The sequence below is a fragment of the Corynebacterium lubricantis DSM 45231 genome, assembly GCF_000379425.1.
Lineage (GTDB): Bacteria > Actinomycetota > Actinomycetes > Mycobacteriales > Mycobacteriaceae > Corynebacterium > Corynebacterium lubricantis.
Window position 1 is genome coordinate 1 of the sequence record NZ_KB902221.1, and the last position, 3,372, is coordinate 3,372.

At 59.9% G+C, this 3,372-nt stretch carries 3 protein-coding genes; 1 reads left to right on the plus strand and 2 read right to left on the minus strand.

Translation table 11 applies throughout. The features are described 5' to 3' along the window. Nucleotides 1-135 precede the first annotated feature (135 nt). Together A37O_RS15340 and A37O_RS0110415 are read right to left on the minus strand one after the other, a co-directional pair. Complete coding sequence (locus A37O_RS15340; protein ID WP_083912650.1) at nucleotides 136-1,152, minus strand: MFS transporter; 1,017 nt, start codon at nucleotides 1,150-1,152, stop codon at nucleotides 136-138. Continuing rightward, nucleotides 1,082-1,486: a MerR family transcriptional regulator gene (locus A37O_RS0110415; protein ID WP_018297443.1), complete on the minus strand. Its 405-nt coding sequence runs from the start codon at nucleotides 1,484-1,486 to the stop codon at nucleotides 1,082-1,084. Before A37O_RS0110415 ends, A37O_RS15340 begins: the two co-directional genes overlap by 71 nt. A 169-nt stretch (nucleotides 1,487-1,655) precedes the next feature. Between A37O_RS0110415 and A37O_RS0110420 the strand changes: the two genes are divergently transcribed. After that, nucleotides 1,656-3,215: a SulP family inorganic anion transporter gene (locus tag A37O_RS0110420; RefSeq protein ID WP_018297444.1), complete on the plus strand. Its 1,560-nt coding sequence runs from the start codon at nucleotides 1,656-1,658 to the stop codon at nucleotides 3,213-3,215. The last annotated feature ends 157 nt before the right edge of the window (nucleotides 3,216-3,372 follow it).

A 3,372-nucleotide genomic window follows, 5' to 3' on the forward strand; every position in this document is an offset into this window, starting at 1 on the left:
TATAGACCTTCGACAAGTCGTATTATCCCAGTTCAGAAGGGTATTTCTCTTTTTCCCACGCCGCTACCCCAAAATCACATCGGTGGATCCAGGCTAAGAAGTGCGCCCTGCTCTGGTCGATCTACATTCCCACGCCTACGCCCGGTCGTACGCGGAATCTTCCGCCGCCTGCGGCTCCACCTCTTCCCTGACGTCGACCGTCAGAGGATTGCGCTTAACAAACAGGGAGACGACCAGCCCGATGGCCAACATGACCGTGGCGAAGACGAACGCGTGCTGGGCACCGTCCGCTGCGGCGACATTGACGGCTGCGCCCGCTGTCGCCGAGCCTTCCGTCCCGAGGGTGAGAACCAGGACCAGCAGTGCGGTGCCGGTAGCGCCAGCGAGCTGCTGCAGCGTGTTCACGATGGCCGAGCCGTGACCATAGAGGTGCGCCGGCAGTGCGCCCAGAGCCGTGGTCATCAGTGACGAGATCATCAGCGCCAGGGAAATCGAGAAGATGATGTGAATGATGATGAACTGGGTGGTGGTGGAGTTTTCGTCGAGACGCGACATAGCGAAGACCGAGCCGGTGGCGATGACGATGCCCGGCCACAGCAGCGGCCTTGGCCCGACGGCATCGTAGATGCGGCCGATGAACGGCGAAAGGATGCCGTTGACCAGGCCACCGGGCAGCATGAGCATGCCCGTGGTCAATGCGGATACGCCCATGGCGGTCTGCAGGAAGATCGGCAAGACGGTCACCGAACCCAGCAGGGTGGCGAAGACGATGAGAAGGACGACGACCGAGACGGTGAAGTTCGTGATCGTGAACGGCTTGAGGTTGAGCAGTTCACGGTCGTCACGCTGAAGCTTGATCTGACGAGCAATGAACCAGATCAGCGCCACGACGCCAACCACCGCGATCGTGATGGTCAAGGTGCGTTCGGCACCTTGCCCTTCGAGGATGATCGACATGGAGCTCAAGGCATACACCAGGCCGCCAAACGCCACTGCAGACAGAATCACCGACAGGATGTCGAGCGGCGAGGAGCTGGTTTCGGTGATGTTGCGGATGGTGCTGTTGCAAAGTTGGGGCAGTTTAGGGTGCCAGGGTGTTGACCAGATCGAGGAATTCCTCAGCGTAGGTAATTTGCTTGCGTAGCTTTTCATAGCGGGTGCGCGTCTCCTCACGAATGTCGGCAAGGGTGGCCTTGGCATTACTCCGTGCCTGCTGCGCGGGATCACTGTCCTGCCCGCCATCTGAACTATGAAGAATCTCCGCAGCTTCCAGGAATTCCCGCATCTGATCCAGAGTAAACCCCAGCGGTTTCATCCGTCGCACCAGCAAAACACGACGTACATCAGCCTCACTATAAAGCCTGAACCCACCAGGGCTACGCCCCGATGGGCTAATCAGGCCGACGTTGTCATAATGACGCAAGGTGGGAATCGACAACCCCGTCTGGTCAACGACCTCGCCGATCTTGAAATTACTGTTTTGCATTGCCTGTTCTCCTTCACGGTGATGTTGCCCACGGGTTCCTGTGCCTGGGTTGGCGATTGAGTAAAACTCCCGCTACCATAACCACCATCACCAACCCTAAAGTTACTAGAGGGTTGGATTCCTTTCGGGCGTTCGCCCAGTTACCTATCCCCTCAAAGATTGGACATCTATGACTGAAACTAGCACGGTGGCTCCGCGCCCCCAATCTGATCCGGAGGGCACCGACGCCCCCAACGGAGTCGTCGCATCCTTCCGCTACGCGTTCTCCTCACTCACCCGCCTCCGCAAGGAGGTCCTGGCCGGCCTAGCCGTCGCACTCGCGCTGATCCCTGAGGCGATCGCCTTTTCCATCCTCGCCGGTGTCGACCCAGCCGTCGGCTTGTTCTCCTCGGTGGTCATGTCGATCGCGATCGCCTTTACCGGTGGCCGCCCGGCGATGATCACCGGTGCTACCGGGGCGATCGCCCTAGTCATTGCTCCTGTGGCGCGTGATTACGGGATGGATTATTTCATCGCCACCGTCCTGCTGGCCGGTGTCATCCAGATCGTGATGGCTTTGCTGGGGGTGGCGAAACTCCAGCGGTTTATCCCTAGGTCGGTGATGCTCGGCTTCGTCAACGCACTGGGAATCATGATCTTCACCGCCCAGCTCGAGCACCTGATCGACGTGCCCTGGATGGTCTACCCCCTGGTGGGCCTGGGCGTGTTGATCATGATCTTCTGGCCGAAGGTCACCGGGGTGATCCCGGCCCCGCTGATCACGATCATCGTGGTGACCGGCCTGGCCATTGTTGCCGGCTTCACCGTCCCGACGGTCTCGGACATGGGCCAGATGCCTGAGTCCCTGCCGGAACTATTCATCCCGAACGTGCCCCTCACGCTGGAAACCCTCCAGATCATCGCCCCCTACGCCCTGGCCATGGCGATCGTCGGCATCATGGAATCGTTGATGACCGCCAAGCTCGTCGACGACATCACCGACACCCACTCCGATAAGACCCGCGAAAGCTGGGGCCAGGGTGTCGCGAACATCGCCTCCGGCTTCTTCGGCGGCATGGGTGGCTGCGCGATGCTCGGCCAGACCATGATCAACGTCCGCGAATCCGGCGCACGCACCCGACTATCCACCCTGCTCTCGGGTGTCTTCCTGCTCATCCTCGTCCTGGCACTAGGCGATATCGTCGGAATGATCCCCATGGCCGCCCTGGTCGCGATCATGATCATGGTCTCGGTCGGCACCGTGAACTGGCATTCCGTGCACCCACGCACACTCAAACTCATGCCGGTGAGCGAAACCATCGTCATGGCCGTGACGATTATTGCCACCCTAGCCACCCACAACCTGGCGATTGGTGTGGTCCTGGGTGTGGTCACCGCGATGATCATGTTCGCCCGCCGGGTGGCCCACTTGGTTCGGATCGAGATGGTTCGCGAGCTCGACGTGGACCGCGACGGCACGATCGATATTCGCACCTACCGGGTCTCCGGACAGCTGTTCTGGGCATCAAGCAATGACCTGGTCTACCAGTTCGACTACACCGATGAAGCCGACCACATCATCATCGACATGATGATGGCCGAGATCTGGGACGCCTCCACGGTGGCCACCCTCGATTCGATCACCCAGAAATTCCAGGCCAAGGGTAAAACCGTAGAGATCATCGGCCTCGACGGCCCGAGTGAACGGCGCCTGGAGCAGCTCTCCGGCCGCCTCGGCGAAGGCCACTAACATCCCCCGACTCGAGCACATCGACTTGGCGCCCCAACTTATAACCGGGGCGCCAGTTTATTGGTGCTGTTGCAAAGTTGGGGCAGTAGGAAGAGCGACGTGAAATAATCACAGCCATGGGTATCTTCTCCGGTCGTCGTTTCCCCGTGACATCATT